The organism is Bacillus sp. PK6-013 (genome assembly GCF_054161445.1).
On sequence record NZ_CP096417.1, the window covers coordinates 2,445,824 to 2,461,301 of the forward strand.

General features: G+C 47.1%; 13 protein-coding genes. All 13 read right to left on the reverse strand.

Annotated features, from left to right (window positions below):
• Positions 1 to 59: 59 nt before the first annotated feature.
• A complete protein-coding gene (gene rny / locus M1E03_RS12315; protein WP_020451457.1) occupies positions 60 to 1,619 on the reverse strand; it encodes a ribonuclease Y in 1,560 nt (519 codons plus the stop codon).
• A 341-nt stretch (positions 1,620 to 1,960) separates the two neighbouring features.
• Positions 1,961 to 3,007 carry a recombinase RecA gene (recA, locus tag M1E03_RS12320; RefSeq protein WP_035338734.1) on the reverse strand — a complete coding sequence of 349 codons (1,047 nt, stop codon included), beginning with the start codon at positions 3,005 to 3,007 and terminating at the stop codon, positions 1,961 to 1,963.
• Between the two features lie 168 nt (positions 3,008 to 3,175).
• Positions 3,176 to 4,426 carry a competence/damage-inducible protein A gene (locus M1E03_RS12325; protein WP_020451455.1) on the reverse strand — a complete coding sequence of 417 codons (1,251 nt, stop codon included), beginning with the start codon at positions 4,424 to 4,426 and terminating at the stop codon, positions 3,176 to 3,178.
• A gap of 19 nt (positions 4,427 to 4,445) precedes the next feature.
• Positions 4,446 to 5,027 (reverse strand): CDP-diacylglycerol--glycerol-3-phosphate 3-phosphatidyltransferase, encoded by a 582-nt coding sequence (pgsA, locus tag M1E03_RS12330; RefSeq protein ID WP_003181921.1) that lies wholly within the window; start codon positions 5,025 to 5,027, stop codon positions 4,446 to 4,448.
• A gap of 66 nt (positions 5,028 to 5,093) precedes the next feature.
• A complete protein-coding gene (locus M1E03_RS12335; protein ID WP_025811432.1) occupies positions 5,094 to 5,996 on the reverse strand; it encodes a helix-turn-helix domain-containing protein in 903 nt (300 codons plus the stop codon).
• Positions 5,997 to 6,013: 17 nt separating this feature from the next.
• Complete coding sequence (locus M1E03_RS12340) at positions 6,014 to 6,805, reverse strand: YmfK family protein (protein ID WP_003181917.1); 792 nt, start codon at positions 6,803 to 6,805, stop codon at positions 6,014 to 6,016.
• Between the two features lie 247 nt (positions 6,806 to 7,052).
• Positions 7,053 to 7,310, reverse strand: coding sequence for a DUF3243 domain-containing protein (locus M1E03_RS12345; protein ID WP_020451452.1), 258 nt, complete (start codon positions 7,308 to 7,310; stop codon positions 7,053 to 7,055).
• Between the two features lie 70 nt (positions 7,311 to 7,380).
• Positions 7,381 to 8,112: an elongation factor P 5-aminopentanone reductase gene (ymfI, locus tag M1E03_RS12350; RefSeq protein WP_035338737.1), complete on the reverse strand. Its 732-nt coding sequence runs from the start codon at positions 8,110 to 8,112 to the stop codon at positions 7,381 to 7,383.
• Positions 8,113 to 8,199: 87 nt separating this feature from the next.
• Positions 8,200 to 9,486 (reverse strand): EF-P 5-aminopentanol modification-associated protein YfmH, encoded by a 1,287-nt coding sequence (gene yfmH, locus M1E03_RS12355; protein WP_035338738.1) that lies wholly within the window; start codon positions 9,484 to 9,486, stop codon positions 8,200 to 8,202.
• The gene (gene yfmF / locus M1E03_RS12360) at positions 9,483 to 10,763 is read right to left on the reverse strand and encodes an EF-P 5-aminopentanol modification-associated protein YfmF (protein ID WP_035338740.1); all 1,281 of its coding nucleotides are present in this window, start codon (positions 10,761 to 10,763) and stop codon (positions 9,483 to 9,485) included. The genes yfmH and yfmF overlap by 4 nt, the downstream gene beginning before the upstream one ends.
• Before the next feature lie 139 nt (positions 10,764 to 10,902).
• Positions 10,903 to 12,108: an MFS transporter gene (locus M1E03_RS12365; protein WP_146910670.1), complete on the reverse strand. Its 1,206-nt coding sequence runs from the start codon at positions 12,106 to 12,108 to the stop codon at positions 10,903 to 10,905.
• 137 nt (positions 12,109 to 12,245) lie between these two features.
• Positions 12,246 to 12,971: a GntR family transcriptional regulator gene (locus M1E03_RS12370; protein WP_020451447.1), complete on the reverse strand. Its 726-nt coding sequence runs from the start codon at positions 12,969 to 12,971 to the stop codon at positions 12,246 to 12,248.
• A 132-nt stretch (positions 12,972 to 13,103) separates the two neighbouring features.
• Positions 13,104 to 15,452 carry a DNA translocase FtsK gene (locus M1E03_RS12375; RefSeq protein WP_023857194.1) on the reverse strand — a complete coding sequence of 783 codons (2,349 nt, stop codon included), beginning with the start codon at positions 15,450 to 15,452 and terminating at the stop codon, positions 13,104 to 13,106.
• Between the last annotated feature and the right edge of the window lie 26 nt (positions 15,453 to 15,478).

Consider the following 15,478-nt stretch of genomic DNA (forward strand, 5'->3'; position numbering starts at 1 on the left):
GTTTTAATCATAGTGTTACACAAGGAAACAAAAAAATAAAGTGGCGCATTCGCACCACTTTATTTTGCGTATTCAACGGCTCTCGTTTCCCTGATCACGGTTACCTTGATGTGTCCAGGGTAGTCAAGCTCGTCCTCGATTCGTTTTCGAATATCACGCGCCAAACGATGGGCTTCAAGATCGTTGATTGAGTCAGGTTTGACCATGATCCGCACCTCTCGTCCCGCTTGTATCGCGAATGATTTTTCAACACCTTCGTACGATTCAGAGATTTCTTCCAGCTTTTCAAGCCTGCGAATATAGTTTTCGAGCGTTTCGCTTCTTGCGCCTGGTCTTGCGGCGGACAGCGCATCGGCTGCGGCCACGAGCACGGCGATGATGGAAGTCGGCTCCTGATCTCCGTGGTGAGATGCGATACTGTTGATGACAACTGGATGCTCTTTATACTTAGTGGCCAGTTCCACACCGATTTCAACGTGGCTTCCTTCCACCTCATGGTCAATCGCTTTCCCGATATCATGAAGAAGTCCTGCCCTTTTTGCGAGCGTCACGTCTTCCCCGAGCTCTGAAGCCATCAGGCCTGTCAGAAACGCCACTTCCATTGAATGTTTCAGTACATTCTGTCCGTAGCTCGTTCTGAACTTCAAGCGGCCGAGGATTTTGATTAAATCGGGATGAAGACCGTGAACTCCAACTTCAAACGTCGTCTGTTCACCCATTTCGCGGATGTAATCATCCACTTCACGGCGGGATTTCTCAACCATTTCTTCGATTCTGGCAGGATGAATGCGGCCATCCTGAACGAGTTTATCAAGAGCGATCCTGGCTGTTTCACGCCTGATCGGATCAAATCCTGAAAGGATAACGGCTTCCGGCGTATCGTCGATGATCAGATCGATCCCCGTCAATGTTTCCAATGTACGGATATTACGTCCTTCACGTCCGATAATGCGGCCTTTCATCTCATCATTTGGAAGGTTGACAACTGAAACCGTCGTCTCGGCCACATGATCTGCCGCACAGCGCTGTAAAGCCAATGAAAGAATATTTTTCGCTTTTTTATCAGCCTCTTCTTTCGCTCGATTTTCACTTTCTTTCGTCATGATCGCGATGTCATGGGAAAGCTCGTTTTCAACCCGTTCCAGAATGATTTGCTTCGCTTCATCTCGCGTCAGACTTGAAATACGCTCCAACTCTGACTGCTGCATACGAATCATTTCATCCACTTTGCTTTCCATCTCTTCAATATGTTGTTGTCGTTCATTCAGAGAATGATCTTTCTTCTCCAACATCGCTTCCCGTTTATCTAATGATTCATCTTTTCGGTCAAGGTTCTCTTCCTTTTGAAGTAAACGGTTTTCTTGTTTTTGAAGCTCATTTCGTCTTTCACGAACTTCTTGTTCAGCTTCTATCCGAAGCGTATGAATCTCGTCCTTTGCTTCAAGAAGGGCTTCTTTTTTCAACGCTTCAGCATCCCGCTTTGCGTCTCCAAGAATTTGTTCGGCTGCATTTCGCGCACCTGAAATTTTTGCTTCGGCAATGATTTTACGAACATAGTAGCCAACAACTAAACAGAATAGGCTCAGCAAAATGGAGATGAGAATTGCTAAAGGATTCATAACTTTCACCTCCTCTTGCTATGAACTTGTCTTGCTAAAAGTAAGTGTCGGCATGTACATTGTACTTCTTCTCAACATACAGAACCTTCACAGGGAGTGAAGCGGCTTCACAGCCCTTGTCAAGTTTAAATGTTTATCAATCATGTTAAGAAAAACAAGTGATACAATTTCATTGTAATTGTGTGGGAAATACTTGTCAAGCTTACGGTCTTAACGTTTCCGGATTAAGCGCCTTTTCAAACGGCGCGGATGAAGGTGATGGACAAAGGAGCTGCGTCTGAATGCGCAGATGAAAGGAAAAGGCTGCCGATCGGGCCGGCAGCCTTTCACATGTTTCATGATTAAAATTCGAGTTCTTCTTGAGCTTGGGCCTCGTCTTCCTGAGCAGGAACAACGCCTCCAGTGTCCAAACCGTAGTGCTCCCGGATCTGCTCTTGAATCATCAAAAGGATGTCCTTGTTTTCTTTCAGGAACTGTTTGGCATTTTCACGGCCTTGTCCAAGACGTTCCTCCTGATAAGAGTACCATGCACCGCTCTTCTGAACGATGTCAAGCTCTGTTCCGAGATCAATGATTTCTCCTTCTTTTGAAATCCCTTCCCCGTACATAATGTCCACTTCGGCAGTCCGGAATGGAGGGGCCACTTTGTTTTTCACGACTTTGATTTTCGTCTTGTTCCCCATGACATCGTTGCCTTGTTTCAGCTGCTCTGCGCGGCGCACTTCAAGGCGGACAGAAGAGTAGAATTTCAGCGCTCTTCCGCCTGGCGTCGTCTCAGGATTTCCAAACATGACGCCGACTTTTTCACGAATCTGGTTAATAAAGATCGCGATGGTCTTCGATTTATTGATCGCTCCGGAAAGCTTACGAAGCGCTTGAGACATCAGTCTGGCCTGCAAACCGACGTGGGAATCCCCCATATCTCCTTCGATTTCAGCTTTCGGCACAAGCGCTGCCACAGAGTCGATGACAACGATATCCACCGCTCCGCTTCTGACAAGAGCTTCGGCGATTTCAAGCGCCTGCTCGCCCGTATCAGGCTGTGACAGCAAAAGCTCATCAATGTTGACGCCCAGCTTTTGTGCATAGACGGGGTCGAGCGCGTGCTCGGCGTCGATAAACGCCGCCTGTCCGCCCTGCTGCTGAACTTCGGCAATCGCATGAAGCGCCACCGTCGTTTTACCGGAGCTTTCAGGCCCGTATACTTCAATAATCCGGCCGCGCGGGTATCCGCCCACTCCAAGAGCCGTGTCGAGCGCTAAAGAACCGCTCGGAACTGTTGAAATTCTCGTTTCAGTTTGTTCGCCGAGTTTCATAATCGAACCTTTACCAAACTGCTTTTCTATTTGTTTAAGCGCCATATCTAAGGCTGCCTGACGATCACTCATTCTATTTTCCTCCTTTATCACTTCCGCTATATCTACTATACCTTGTTTGCGCGGATTTGCCAAGAAAAAAGCGAACGCATATTCGATTTTTTTAAGAGGAAAAAATCGATCTCCTAAAATGGAATGACTTTTTTCATAAGAAAGATATACCGAAAATCCGGTTTCCGCTTATTTTTCCATCATTTTCAGCAACAGATGGCAGCCGTATTTGGCAGAACGCTTTCGCACCGCAGACCTGGATCCGGCGAACTGAAATTCGAACGCTTCTTCAGCCTGGTCCTTCACGGAGATGCCGATAAACACCTTTCCTGCCGGATGGCCTTCTTGCGTATTCGGCCCGGCTACTCCAGTAAAGCTGATGCCGATATCGCTTCCTGTTTTGACTCTGATGCCTGCGGCGAGCTCTTTTGCGCATTGCGCGCTGACCGCACCGTAGCGCTGCAGCGTGTCTTCAGCAACGCCGGCCGCTGAAACTTTCAATTCGTTTGTGTAGCAGACGGCACCGCCTTTGAAATATTCGGAAGCGCCGCTCATTTCCGTCAGCCAGGTGGAAAAAAGCCCGCCTGTAAAGCTTTCCGCAGCGGCCAAGGTCATTCCCTTGCTCCTGCATGCTTTCGCAAGCTCTTCTGCAAGAGATGTATCATCATACCCGTAAAAGAACTCTCCGACCCGCTCCAGGATGAGGTCTTCCGTTTCTTTTAACAAGCGGTTTGTCTCCTTCGGATCCGCATGCTTTGCCGTGAGCCTGAGCGTGACTTCCCCGTCGGCCGCAAGCGGGGCGATTGTCGGATTAGTCTGCGCATCGATGAGATCTTCCAAATCGGTTTCAAGCTGGGATTCTCCGATGCCGAAGAACCGCAGCACCCTTGACACGATCTTTTCCTTCGAGCCGAGCTTTTCCAAAATCAGCGGCTTCGCTTCGTTTTCAAACATCGGCTCCAGCTCTTTCGGAGGTCCCGGCAAGAGCATATAAAAGCGCGATTCATGCTCAAGCAGCATTCCCGGAGCCATCCCGAAGCGGTTCGGCAGAACATCGGATCCTTCGAGGATCAACGCCTGTTTGCGGTTGTTCGGCGACATCTCCCGGTTCGTTTTTCTGAAGTAATCCTGAATCGATTCGAAGGCTTCATCGTCGAGCTTAAGAGGGCGCCCGACAACTTCAGCGATCGTTTCTTTTGTCAAATCGTCTTTCGTCGGTCCGAGGCCTCCCGAAAAAATGATGAAGTCAGACCTTTTCTGAGCTGTCTGAATGACTTGTTTAAGGCGTTCAGGGTTATCTCCCACCGCCGTGTGATAAAAGACGTTAATGCCGATTTCGGCCAAATGCCTGCTGATAAACTGAGCATTTGTATTAGCGATTTGTCCGAGCAGAAGCTCAGAACCGACAGCGATAATTTCCGCTTTTCTTTCCAACTTCATTGTTTCCACTTCCCCACGTTTAGTTCGATGTTTTTAAAGCATCCCAGTTTTTAGCGAAATAATCCCATCCTGATACGACTGTGAAAAAGACAGCCACCCATAAAGCAAGCGATCCGAACGGGAAGGATACAAGCTCAAATGGAAGATTGTGAAGCAAAAGAGCAGAGATGGCGATGATCTGAGCCCATGTTTTCACTTTTCCAAGCATGTTGGCCGCGACGACTTCCCCTGTTCCCGCAAGGACGAGCCGCAGTCCCGTTACGGCAAATTCCCGGCTGATAATGACAATGGCCATCCAGGCCGGAGCAAGATGGTAATGCACCAGAATAATTAAAGCGGAAGACACGAGCAGCTTGTCTGCAAGCGGGTCAAGAAATTTTCCAAAGTTTGTTACAAGGTTCAGCTTTCTCGCGTAATAGCCGTCAACCCAATCGGTGACAGAAGCAAAAATAAACAACAGTGCGCCGATCAAATGGGTGACCGGAATCGACTCGCTGCCGAAAGAGACAGCCCCCCACTGAAACGGCACAAGCATGATGACCATAAAAACAGGAATTAATGCGATTCTAGAAAGCGTGATTTTATTCGGTAGATTAAACATAAAGGTTCCTCCAGATATGTATGTTTTCCTAATGATGATGAACGCAAGAAAAAGTCATCTGTGCAATTAAGATGACTTTTCCTCCTTTTTATTTTGAATCGTTATGTTTTGTGTCATCACAGTCTTAGGATCGAGCTTGTAAGAAAGAACTTCTCCGTTGATTTTAATTTCAACGCCCGGCGCATATCCGATCCGCAAATCAATTTGCGATTGATCGGTAATATTCTTTTGAAAGGTTTCTCCTTTTTTCATCATTCCTTCTTTAAGGGAGCTTCCTTTCTCGTCGCGCACCCTGACCCATGAGTTTGCGTTTGCCTTTACTTCAAGCTCCAGCTTGTCGGATCCTGATACTTCATAAGTTGTGGAAGAGCCTTCGCTTGCGGTCGCTTTCATGGTCAGCTTGTCGTTCTCATCAAACTGCTGATCCTTTTTTTCTTTGTCGCCTTCAGCGCTGTCTTTCTGCGCATCCGTGTTCTGTTGATTTCCCTTTGTCAGCGGGGAATCTTTTGAGACGTCATACTTGCTTTGCGATTCCTCTGTCTTAGGCTCTTCAGCCTGCTGGTTGCCTCCGCCGTTTACAGCCTGAACGATGACGTAAATGATCGCGATCACAACGATAACGCCGGCTGCCACAAGCAGGGTAGGCAAAAGTTCAAGCGCTTTTGAGGCAGACTTGGGCAGCTCTCTCTGCGGCTTGATTGAAGAAAGCTTCTCAGAAACCTCATCATTGTAAGAATTAGGGATATCTTTTTTAAACTCTTCAAACAAGAGCTCCGAGTCGAGGCCGACAGCTTCGGCGTACTGCTTGATAAAAGCCCGCACATAAAATTTTCCCGGAATGATATCATAGTTTCCTTCTTCAAGGGCCGTTAAATACCTTTTTTGGATCTTTGTGGCCGCCTGAAGATCGTCCAATGACATCCCTTTTTCCTCTCTGGCTTCTTTCAGCCGATTTCCTAGTTCAGTCACAACAAACACCTTCCATTTTAAAAATCAAAGCCGGAAAAACCTGAATGGTCAAACATCTGCGGTTCTTCAGCATGTTCATATGTAATCACCTCATCGGGGCTGTTACGCAATTCGATGATGTAATCAAAATCGTCCATCGTATATTCCGTATTTTGCACGAAAATGTCCGGATGCTCGACAACTTTGGTCGCCGGCAGCCGCATGATCTCACTGACGAGCTGCAAATGGCGTTCAGATCCTCTTCTCGTCGACACAATGCCGTCCAAAATGAAAACATTCTCCGGACTGTACTCATCGGCAATCAGCTGGCTTCTGATCGTTTGCTTCAGCAGTGTCGAAGAAACAAAAAGCCACCTTTTGCTTGCACAGACACTTGAAGCGACAATTGATTCCGTCTTGCCGACGCGGGGCATTCCCCTGATCCCGATCAGCTTGTGCCCGTCTTTTTTAAACAGCTCAGCCATAAAATCGACAAGCAAGCCAAGCTCGTCGCGTTCAAACCGGAACGTTTTTTTATCGTCTGCATCCCGCTGGATATAGCGGCCGTGCCTTACAGCGAGACGGTCGCGAAGCTTCGGCTCGCGGAGCTTCGTCACTTTAATCGTATCCATCGTGTTCAGAATCGATTCCAGTCGCTTAATCTGATCTATATGACGGCATTTTAACAAGAGGCCTCTTCTTTGAGTATCGACGCCGTTAATGGTCACAATATTAATTGAAAGCATCCCCAATAAAGAGGATATATCTCCCAGAAGTCCGGGACGGTTGACTTGTATTTCATATTCTAAGTACCATTCGAGCTTTGCCAAATGATAACCTCCCTACCCATCATCGTGGCAAAAATTTACCTTCCTTTATCATAAAGCATTTTGTCTCAATTAGAAAGCAGAATGTTGTGATTAAATAAGAAAAACGTCCGTTTCCCATAATCGGGAAAAACCCGCTGTAACGGCGCCTGGATGATGTTTACCCTATCGGGGCGGAAAGCAAACAACAAAAGCGGTGCCGCTGACAAAGCCGCGCCTATAAAAAAGAGAGAGTGAACACACTCTCTCCTTAATGCGAGCCGTTGTTTTCAACAAGCTTAACCATCACATTCGCAATGGCGCGCTGCTCTTCTTCGGAAGCCACGCTCCAAAGGTCCGCGAGCACTCGTTCTTGATGGTTTTTTGAATCAACCTCACCGGCCAAATAATCGCCGATCTCATATGCGAGATCTGAGATGGTTTCGTTTGACATTCCTCTTTCTTGGGCATAGTTCAAACGGTCGCCCAAAAAGTTTTTCCACTGATCCCAATTATCCAGTACGGACATATCAGGCCCCTCCATTCTCTTGAAGTTACAGCCTTATTATTCTCTGGGGGACCGCAAACTATACATGTTTTTAACAATGCCAGCCGCCATTAACTGACAAAATTTGACCCGTGATATAAGATGCCTTAGCCGAGAGCAGAAACAGCACGGCGTCCGCAACCTCTTCGGCTTCGGCGAGCCTTCCCATCGGAATCTCATCGGCGATCATCTCTTCTTCCTCTTTTGAAAACGAGCCCATCATCCTTGTTTTCACAGCGCCCGGAGAAACGGCGTTGACTCTGATGCCGCTTGGCGCAAGCTCTTTTGCGAGGGCTTTGACAAACACATTTTGTGCGCCTTTTGTCATGCTGTATAAAACTTCGCACGACGCCCCTGTTTCACCCCAAATGGAGCTGACAGCTACAATTGCGCCGGATTTTTTCCTGATCATCGCCGGCAGCAGATTCCTCGTCAACAGAAACGGGCTTGAGACATGGAGCTGCACCATGTCCTGCACAGCCTCATCAGTCATGTCTGTCACAAGCCCGCGAAAGCTTTGACCGCTGTTTAAGACGATGCCGTCAAGCGCCCGCCCGCCGATGGAAGCGGAAACGGCTTTTGCGCCGCCGGGGTCGGATAGGTCGCCGTGAATGATTTCGGCGTGAATGCCGTATGTATGTGACAGCCTTTCTGCAAGTGCTGCGGCTGCCAGCTCATTTGTATGGTAATGGAGGAGAAGATCATACCCGTTTTGCGCCAGCTTTTCGCTGATGCTTTGCCCGATTCCGCCGCTTGCACCGGTGATAAGAGCGAGTTTTGTCATACTATGTTTCCACCTTTCCGTTCAAAAGAAGAAAGGTTCAGCGTGCATCGGAAAATCTCCTGACACGCTGAACTTTCAGACCTTGCTTTATGATTTTGGAACGACTTTGCAGACGGTGATTCTGTCTTCTTCGATTTCTTCCTGGATGACGCGGTGAACGTCCTCAAGCGTAATCGATTCGAGTACAGTGACGATATCAAACAGACTCGTCTCCAGAAAAGCGTACCGTGTAAACTGGTTGGCGATATACTCAGGCGAATTCATCGATTTTAAGAAATTGCCGATTTTTTTCTTTCTAGCCAGCTCCAGCTTTTCGGCTGTGATCGTTTCTTTCGCCTTGAACAGCACTTGTTTCAGCTCCTCGGCAAGCTTGTCGGGCTCAGGCGTATCGCCGCCGACAGAAACGAAACCAAATCCGTGTTCTTCGGTATAGTCATAGCTGAATGTCTCATCGATATATCCTTTTTCATAAATTCTTTCATAATCGCTGGAGCTTTTGCCGAACAGGCACTCGAGAATGAGGTTGATGGTCAGCTCATGCTTCAGCAGGGCTTCTCCCGTATTCATCGGATGAGCGCTTTTTAAACCGACGAGACATTTTGAGCTTTGAACATTCATTTTAATTTCCTGTTCTTTTTTGAATACTGCTCCAGGCTCTTCAACTTCTTTGCGAACGATTTCAGGCTGGTCTGTATACGGCTTTTTCTGCTGATTTTCGCGGACCTGGCGGATGATCGCTTCGGGATCGACCGGACCAACGACAAACAGCAGCATATTGCTCGGGTGATAGAACGTCTCATAGCATTCGTACAAAAGGTCTTTTGTAATATGCGAGATGCTTTCGATCGTGCCTGCGATATCAATCCGGACAGGATGCTCCTGGTACATGTTTTCGATCAAGCCGAAAAACAGACGCCAGTCTGGGTTGTCGTCATACATGTTGATTTCCTGTCCGATGATGCCTTTTTCCTTCTCAACCGTTTTTTCCGTAAAGTAAGGGTCCTGCACAAAATCGACGAGCGTTTCCAAGTTTTCTTCCACGTTGGACGTGCTCGAAAACAGGTAGGCCGTTCTGGTAAAGGAGGTAAACGCATTTGCCGAAGCTCCCTGCCTGCTGAATTGCTGAAAAACATCGCCGTCTTCTTTTTCGAAGAGCTTATGCTCCAAAAAGTGTGCGATTCCGTCAGGCACACGGACCATTTCTTCTTTTCCTAGCGGGACAAACTGATTGTCAATCGATCCGTATTTTGTTGTAAAGACCGCATATGTCTTGTTAAATCCTTCTTTCGGAAGAACATAGACATCGAGGCCGCCAGGCATTTTTTCGTAATATAATGTTTCCTTCAGCTGTTTAAATTCGATCGTTTTCGTCAAGATGCTCCCTCCGTCCCTTTGAGAAAGTACGTTGTATCCAAATCGATTTTCTTCCCGACTTCGATAATCTCGGCTTTTCTGACGTTATCGATTCGTCCAAGCCAGTCTTCAAGAGAAAATTCGGTTTGGGCGGCAGCCTGCTGATAAATAAATTCGACTAAGCCGTACGGTGTATCAAGCGTTTCAAGAATCTGGTTTTTTATGACGGCTTTCGTCTGGTCGATCGCTTCTTCTGTAAAGCTGCCTTTTTTCATTTCCTGGAACTGCTCCTTGATGATGTCGACGGCTTTTTGATAATTGCCGACTTCAATCCCCGACATCACCATCATCAGCCCTTTAAAGCTTTCGATTCTGGAAGCCGCATAATAGGCAAGGCTGGCCTTTTCCCTGACATTAATAAACAGCTTTGAATGTGAAAATCCGCCAAACAAACCGTTAAACAGCTGAAGCGCCGGATAATCATCATCCGTAAAATGCGTTCCCGTCCGAAATCCCATGTTCAGCTTGCCTTGCTTGACATCCGCATCCTCGACGACTTCCTGAGGCTCCTTTGCGCGGATTTGCTCAAGCTTGGGAACGGGTCTCAGCTCCCGCTCGTTTACTTCGAAGTATTTGGAAATGTACGAATCCACCTGCTGTTCATCCACATCCCCAACGACGTAAATGTCGAGCTGGTCTTCTGTGACCGCTTTTTGATAAGCTGCATACAGGCTTTGAGGCGTGATGCCGTCCACATCATCAAGCTCTCCGTTGACGTGAAGCGCGTATGGCTCATCTTTGCACATCACCTGAATCAGCCTCAAATTTGAATAGCGCATTTTGTCGTTATATACCGCCTGTATTCTTTGCTTTAGTGTGCGTTTTTCCTGAGACACGTACAGCGGCAGAAAAGCTCCATCTTCAAGCGCCGGCGAAAAAATGATCTCTGACAAAAGCTCGAGCCCTTTTTCCAGAAGCGGTGTCTGATCCTTTAAAAATTTTTCGTTTGCGATATCGAGCCTGAATGTAATAACATGCATTTCCCCTTTTTTGGAGAGATCGCATGATACGGAAGTGCCGTAAAGTTCATCAAGATACATTCTGAGTTCTGAAGTTTTGGGGCGGGTGCCCGTTCCCCGCAAAAGCACATGCGGAAAAAGCGCCCTCTCTGTCACATCTTCCTTTGTTAAAGGAGCAAGCATTTTAAAAATAATCGAGACGGTTTTGAATTTTTCCGTTTTGACGATGTGGCTTGTCAATCCGCGGTGCTTTCTTTTTATTTCGTTAAGGTATGTCATATAGAACCTCCTTCGTCCTTGTTTATATTATGTATTATGACCACATTTCAGCATATGCGCTTGGACTGTATGGTTGTAATTATATCAACTGGAGGAGATTTAAGGAAACTAAAAACCTTATGAAAAAGACGGTGCAGATTTACACCGTCTTTGCCGCTTCACTTTCGTCTTCTTTCGGGTCGATATTAAACAGCACAAGCGCTAAGGCGGCTAAACCGCACAAAAGCGATACGATGAATATCAGCCAATCCGCATTTGTCATCATATAGGCGAAAACCGGCGGTCCGAGCGCAACCCCGATAAACCGCATACTGTTGTAAAACGAAGATATCGTGCCGCGTTCTTCTTTTTCAATTCCCTCGGTAATGAGCGCATCCAAAGAAGGGAGTGCAATTCCGATCCCGATGCCGCCGATGGACATAAATAAAAACAGCGGGTAAAAGCTGTGGTTCCACCACAAACCGGCAAACGACAGAGACAGCAGGACCATGCCGGTCAGTACGCAGGCCTTCATTCTGATTTTGTCGTTTCCGATCAGCTTTCCGGCAAGGTAGGAGCTGACGGAAAGGAAAAGCAGCGGAATGCTGAGAAGCGCTCCTTTTGCAATCCCGTCAATTTGATGCTGCTTCTCCAATGTATCCGACAGGTAGAAGAGAACTCCGAATAAAAGAAACATAATGATCCCGCCGATGACAAAAATGGAAACAAGCCATCGTCCTTCCCGTTTAAATATCTCCTGTACGTTTTTTGCGAAGTTTTTTAATGTTTGCTTTTCATCATCTTTGTCCTTCGGTTTGGGAACAAAGAACAAGACGAGAAAAAAGCTGGCAAGAGACACGACCGGAATAAACCAAAATGGCATGTACCAAACCCAAGATGCTAAAAAAGCCCCTAATATCGGGCTTAATACTTTACCGGCAGTATTGGCCGTCTCTATATCTCCGAGTCCCGCGCTGATTTCTTCATCTTTTTGAAAAAGATCGCCGATAAACGGCATGACGATCGGGGCTGCGCCGGCTGATCCGATACCTTGAAGGACGCGCCCGGCTAAAATCATCGCAAACGGATCTTTGAAAAAAGTTGAAGCCAAACCTGCCAAAGCTCCTCCAGCTCCCGCGATTACAAGACATGGGAGCATGATCTTTTTTCTTCCGAACCGGTCTGACATATAGCCGGTAATCGGGATGCATAAAATCGCCACGATAGAGTAAACCGTGATGATCAGCGACACTTGGAACGAAGAAATGTTTAATTTTTTTTCGATCATCGGCAAAACCGGAATCAACATCGAATTGCCTAGCGTCATCACAAGCGGGACCGAAGACAGCGCAACAATGCTTTTCATGTCTTTTTTTCTGCTCAACTTTTTTTCACCCAATTCATCAGTATTTCCATCTGTTATTGTTCCGTGTTGCGGGCTTATTTATGTATGGGCGCTAATGGGCAAAAAAAAACAGCCGCTCCTAATCGAGCGCCCGTATATCAAAAACGTTTTCTGACGACGTGAAATCTGAATTTATCGGCCCGAAAATAGTTTAAAGAATATAAAACGGGCTTATCGTTTTGGTCATAATGAGTCTGTTTGAGCAGCAGCAAAGATGTTTCAGGATCGCATTCGAGAATTTGAGAAATGGTGTCGTGATACCCGATCGGCACAATATCGGCAACAGCATAGCTGATCACGGCGCCGGATTTGTCCTCAAGCCATTCAAACATCGATTCCTGCTCGTGTGAAAAGCCTTCCGGGAGGATATCCACAGGTATTTTATCAAGACAGTAGACAACAGGCATTCCATTTGCCGTTCTCACCCGCTCAAGCAAAAAGATCTCGGTTTCTTCCGCATATTGAAACCGGAGCATATCTTCTTCGGTAGGAGCGGTAACCTGTGAAGACATAAAAATGGTTCCCGGCGTCATGCTTGCCTGCTCGATCATTTTTGTGACGCTGTTCAGCTGCTCAATACCAGATAGAAATAACGGTCTGGCATTTACAAAGCATCCGACCCCGTGCCTTCTGATGATGACGTTTTCTTCTTCCAGCATTCTAAGCGCTTCACGCAAAGCCGTTCTGCTCACACCAAGCATCTTTGACAGCTCAAACTCAGACGGGAGCCGTTCATTCTCGCAAAAGACCCCATTTTGAATATCATCTTTTATCCGATCAATCACTTTTAAACATAACCGTTGATTGTCAGCTTTTATCGACATGTTTTCCCTCCGTCTGACAGATCAGATTCAAATTACCTTTAATTGAGGATAACTATATCATGTTTTGTCAAATAAATAAATAGACGTTTTCCAGTTTACATAATGAAATTATGTAAAACAAGAACTCTCTTCTTAAGAAGAGAGTTCTTCATATTGCTCTTTTGACAAGAGGACTTCACGGGGCTTTGAACCTTCATAAGGGCCGACGATTCCCCGCTCTTCCATGGCATCGATAAGCCGCGCCGCTCTTGTGTAGCCGATGCGGAATCTCCTTTGCAGCATGGACACGGACGCCGTCTGCATGCTGACGACAAGCGCAACCGCTTCGTCGTAAAGATCGTCTGTCACTTCGCTGACCGTTTCCTGCGTCTCTTCTGGAATCATTTCTTCTTGGTATTGGGCTTTTTGCTGGGTGATGACGTGATCGACAACTTTTTCAACTTCTTCATCTGACAGGAAGGCCCCTTGGACGCGGAGCGGTTTGTTGGCGCCGACAGGCAGGAACAGCATGTCCCCTCTGCCGAGAAGTTTTTCAGCGCCTCCCATATCAAGAATCGTTCTGGAGTCTGTCTGCGACGATACGCTGAAAGCGATCCTTGACGGAATATTGGCTTTAATAACCCCTGTAATGACATCGACCGAAGGCCGCTGCGTCGCGATGATCAGATGGATTCCCGCCGCCCTTGCCATTTGCGAAAGCCTTGTGATCGAGTCTTCCACATCAGAGGAAGCGACCATCATCAGGTCGGCAAGCTCGTCCACGATCACAATGATGTATGGCAGCTCCGGCTGCTTTGCTTCTTCTGCGGCATTCATCCGTTTAATATAGTCGTTATACCCTTCGATATTTCTCGTTCCCGTGTGAGAAAACAATTCGTAGCGCCGCTCCATTTCGTTGACGACTTTCTTCAAAGCCTGCGATGCTTTTTTCGGATCTGTCACGACGGGCGCGAGCAAATGCGGAATCCCGTTGTAGACGTTGAGCTCGACCATTTTCGGGTCGATCATCATCATCTTCACTTCGTGGGGCTTTGCCCTCATCAAAATGCTTGTAATAATCCCGTTGACACAGACGCTTTTCCCGCTTCCTGTCGCTCCTGCAACAAGAAGATGGGGCATTTTGTTCAGCTCTGCCAATACAGCTTCTCCGGAAATGTTCCGGCCGAGTCCGATCATCAGCTTTGCATCCGGCCGGTCATTCAGTTTCGATTCGAGCACTTCTTTCAAGGAAACCATCGCGACTTCCGCATTCGGGACTTCGATTCCAATCGCCGATTTTCCGGGAATCGGGGCTTCGATGCGGATATCTTTGGCCGCGAGCGCAAGAGCCAAGTCATCACTTAAATTGACAATTTTGCTGACTTTGACGCCCACATCAGGATAGACTTCATATTTCGTTACGGCCGGGCCGAGATGAACCTGGGTGACTTTCGCCTTAACTCCGAAGCTTTGAAACGTCTTTTCCAGCTTCCTGGCATTGTCGTAAATATTCTTTTTATCCGCCTGCTGCCCTGTGTGCTTCGGCTCATCCAGCAATTGAATCGACGGAAGCTGATAATCCTTGTTTTCAAGCTCTGTGAACGTGATCTCGGGCGCGCCTGTAGCCTGCATGTCCTCACCGGCTTCAGGCTCAGGAGAATGCTCGGCAGGGGCAGGCGCCTGAGCTTCGTACGCTTGAACTTCGGGTTTTTCATCACGGTCGGAAAAGCTTGAAATAATCGGTTCTGACTGAATCACCGGATCTGGATCAAGCTCCGCTTCTTGTACAGGCTCTTCAGACACTTTCGGTTTTCTCTGCGCCTTTTGTTTTTTTCCTGATTTCTTTTTGGGCGAGCTGCTTTTCAATTGTTTAATGTCTGCTAAAAAGGCCTGCCACTGGTTTTTAATGAAGGACGCGACCGGGGTCATCCATTTGATCAGCGTCTCCTGCAGCGAACGGTCCGTAATCAAAAGAAGGCCGATCAAGATCAGGAAGACGGCGATGATTTTAGACCCTGCAGATGCAAACAGAAAGTATGACGCCGCAAATAAAACGGCTCCAATCATTCCGCCTCCAAGATCAGGTGATCCTGTCTCGCCTTTTACATCCATCAGAAACAGCTCCCACGTATTTTGGATTACGCTCGGAGACTGAACGATTCCCCTTTCGGTCAAATGCTGAAACAGCTGGACATGGGAAAGAAGCAGCATGCTTGCGATGATGCAGTAAAGGCCCGCTTTTCTCCTTGTTAAAAAACTGGGTGTTTTCTTCTTCCAAAATAAAGACACACCCGTTAAAAAAAGGCCGAGAAAGCAAAGGATGAACCATTCACCGGCGAAAAAGCGGAACATGTAAATGAACGTTTGCCCTGCTACGCCAAGCTGCAAAACCGCAATAATCGAGATGGCGATACAGATTAATCCGTACAATTCAAATTTAAGATGAATCCGTTTTTTTCCTTGTTTTTGTTTCTTTGTTGATTTTCGTTTTCTTTTTGCCATGTTCCATCACCTTACTGCGTGTTAAA

Bases quoted from the DNA above. Each gene is read 5' to 3' on its own strand.
- rny (WP_020451457.1), bottom strand. From the start codon at position 1,619: ATGAATCCTTTAGCAATTCTCATCTCCATTTTGCTGAGCCTATTCTGT.
- recA (WP_035338734.1), bottom strand. From the start codon at position 3,007: ATGAGTGATCGTCAGGCAGCCTTAGATATGGCGCTTAAACAAATAGAA.
- M1E03_RS12325 (WP_020451455.1), bottom strand. From the start codon at position 4,426: ATGAAGTTGGAAAGAAAAGCGGAAATTATCGCTGTCGGTTCTGAGCTT.
- pgsA (WP_003181921.1), bottom strand. From the start codon at position 5,027: ATGTTTAATCTACCGAATAAAATCACGCTTTCTAGAATCGCATTAATT.
- M1E03_RS12345 (WP_020451452.1), bottom strand. From the start codon at position 7,310: ATGTCCGTACTGGATAATTGGGATCAGTGGAAAAACTTTTTGGGCGAC.
- ymfI (WP_035338737.1), bottom strand. From the start codon at position 8,112: ATGACAAAACTCGCTCTTATCACCGGTGCAAGCGGCGGAATCGGGCAA.
- yfmF (WP_035338740.1), bottom strand. From the start codon at position 10,763: ATGACATACCTTAACGAAATAAAAAGAAAGCACCGCGGATTGACAAGC.
- M1E03_RS12365 (WP_146910670.1), bottom strand. From the start codon at position 12,108: ATGAAAAGCATTGTTGCGCTGTCTTCGGTCCCGCTTGTGATGACGCTA.
- M1E03_RS12370 (WP_020451447.1), bottom strand. From the start codon at position 12,971: ATGTCGATAAAAGCTGACAATCAACGGTTATGTTTAAAAGTGATTGAT.
- M1E03_RS12375 (WP_023857194.1), bottom strand. From the start codon at position 15,452: ATGGCAAAAAGAAAACGAAAATCAACAAAGAAACAAAAACAAGGAAAA.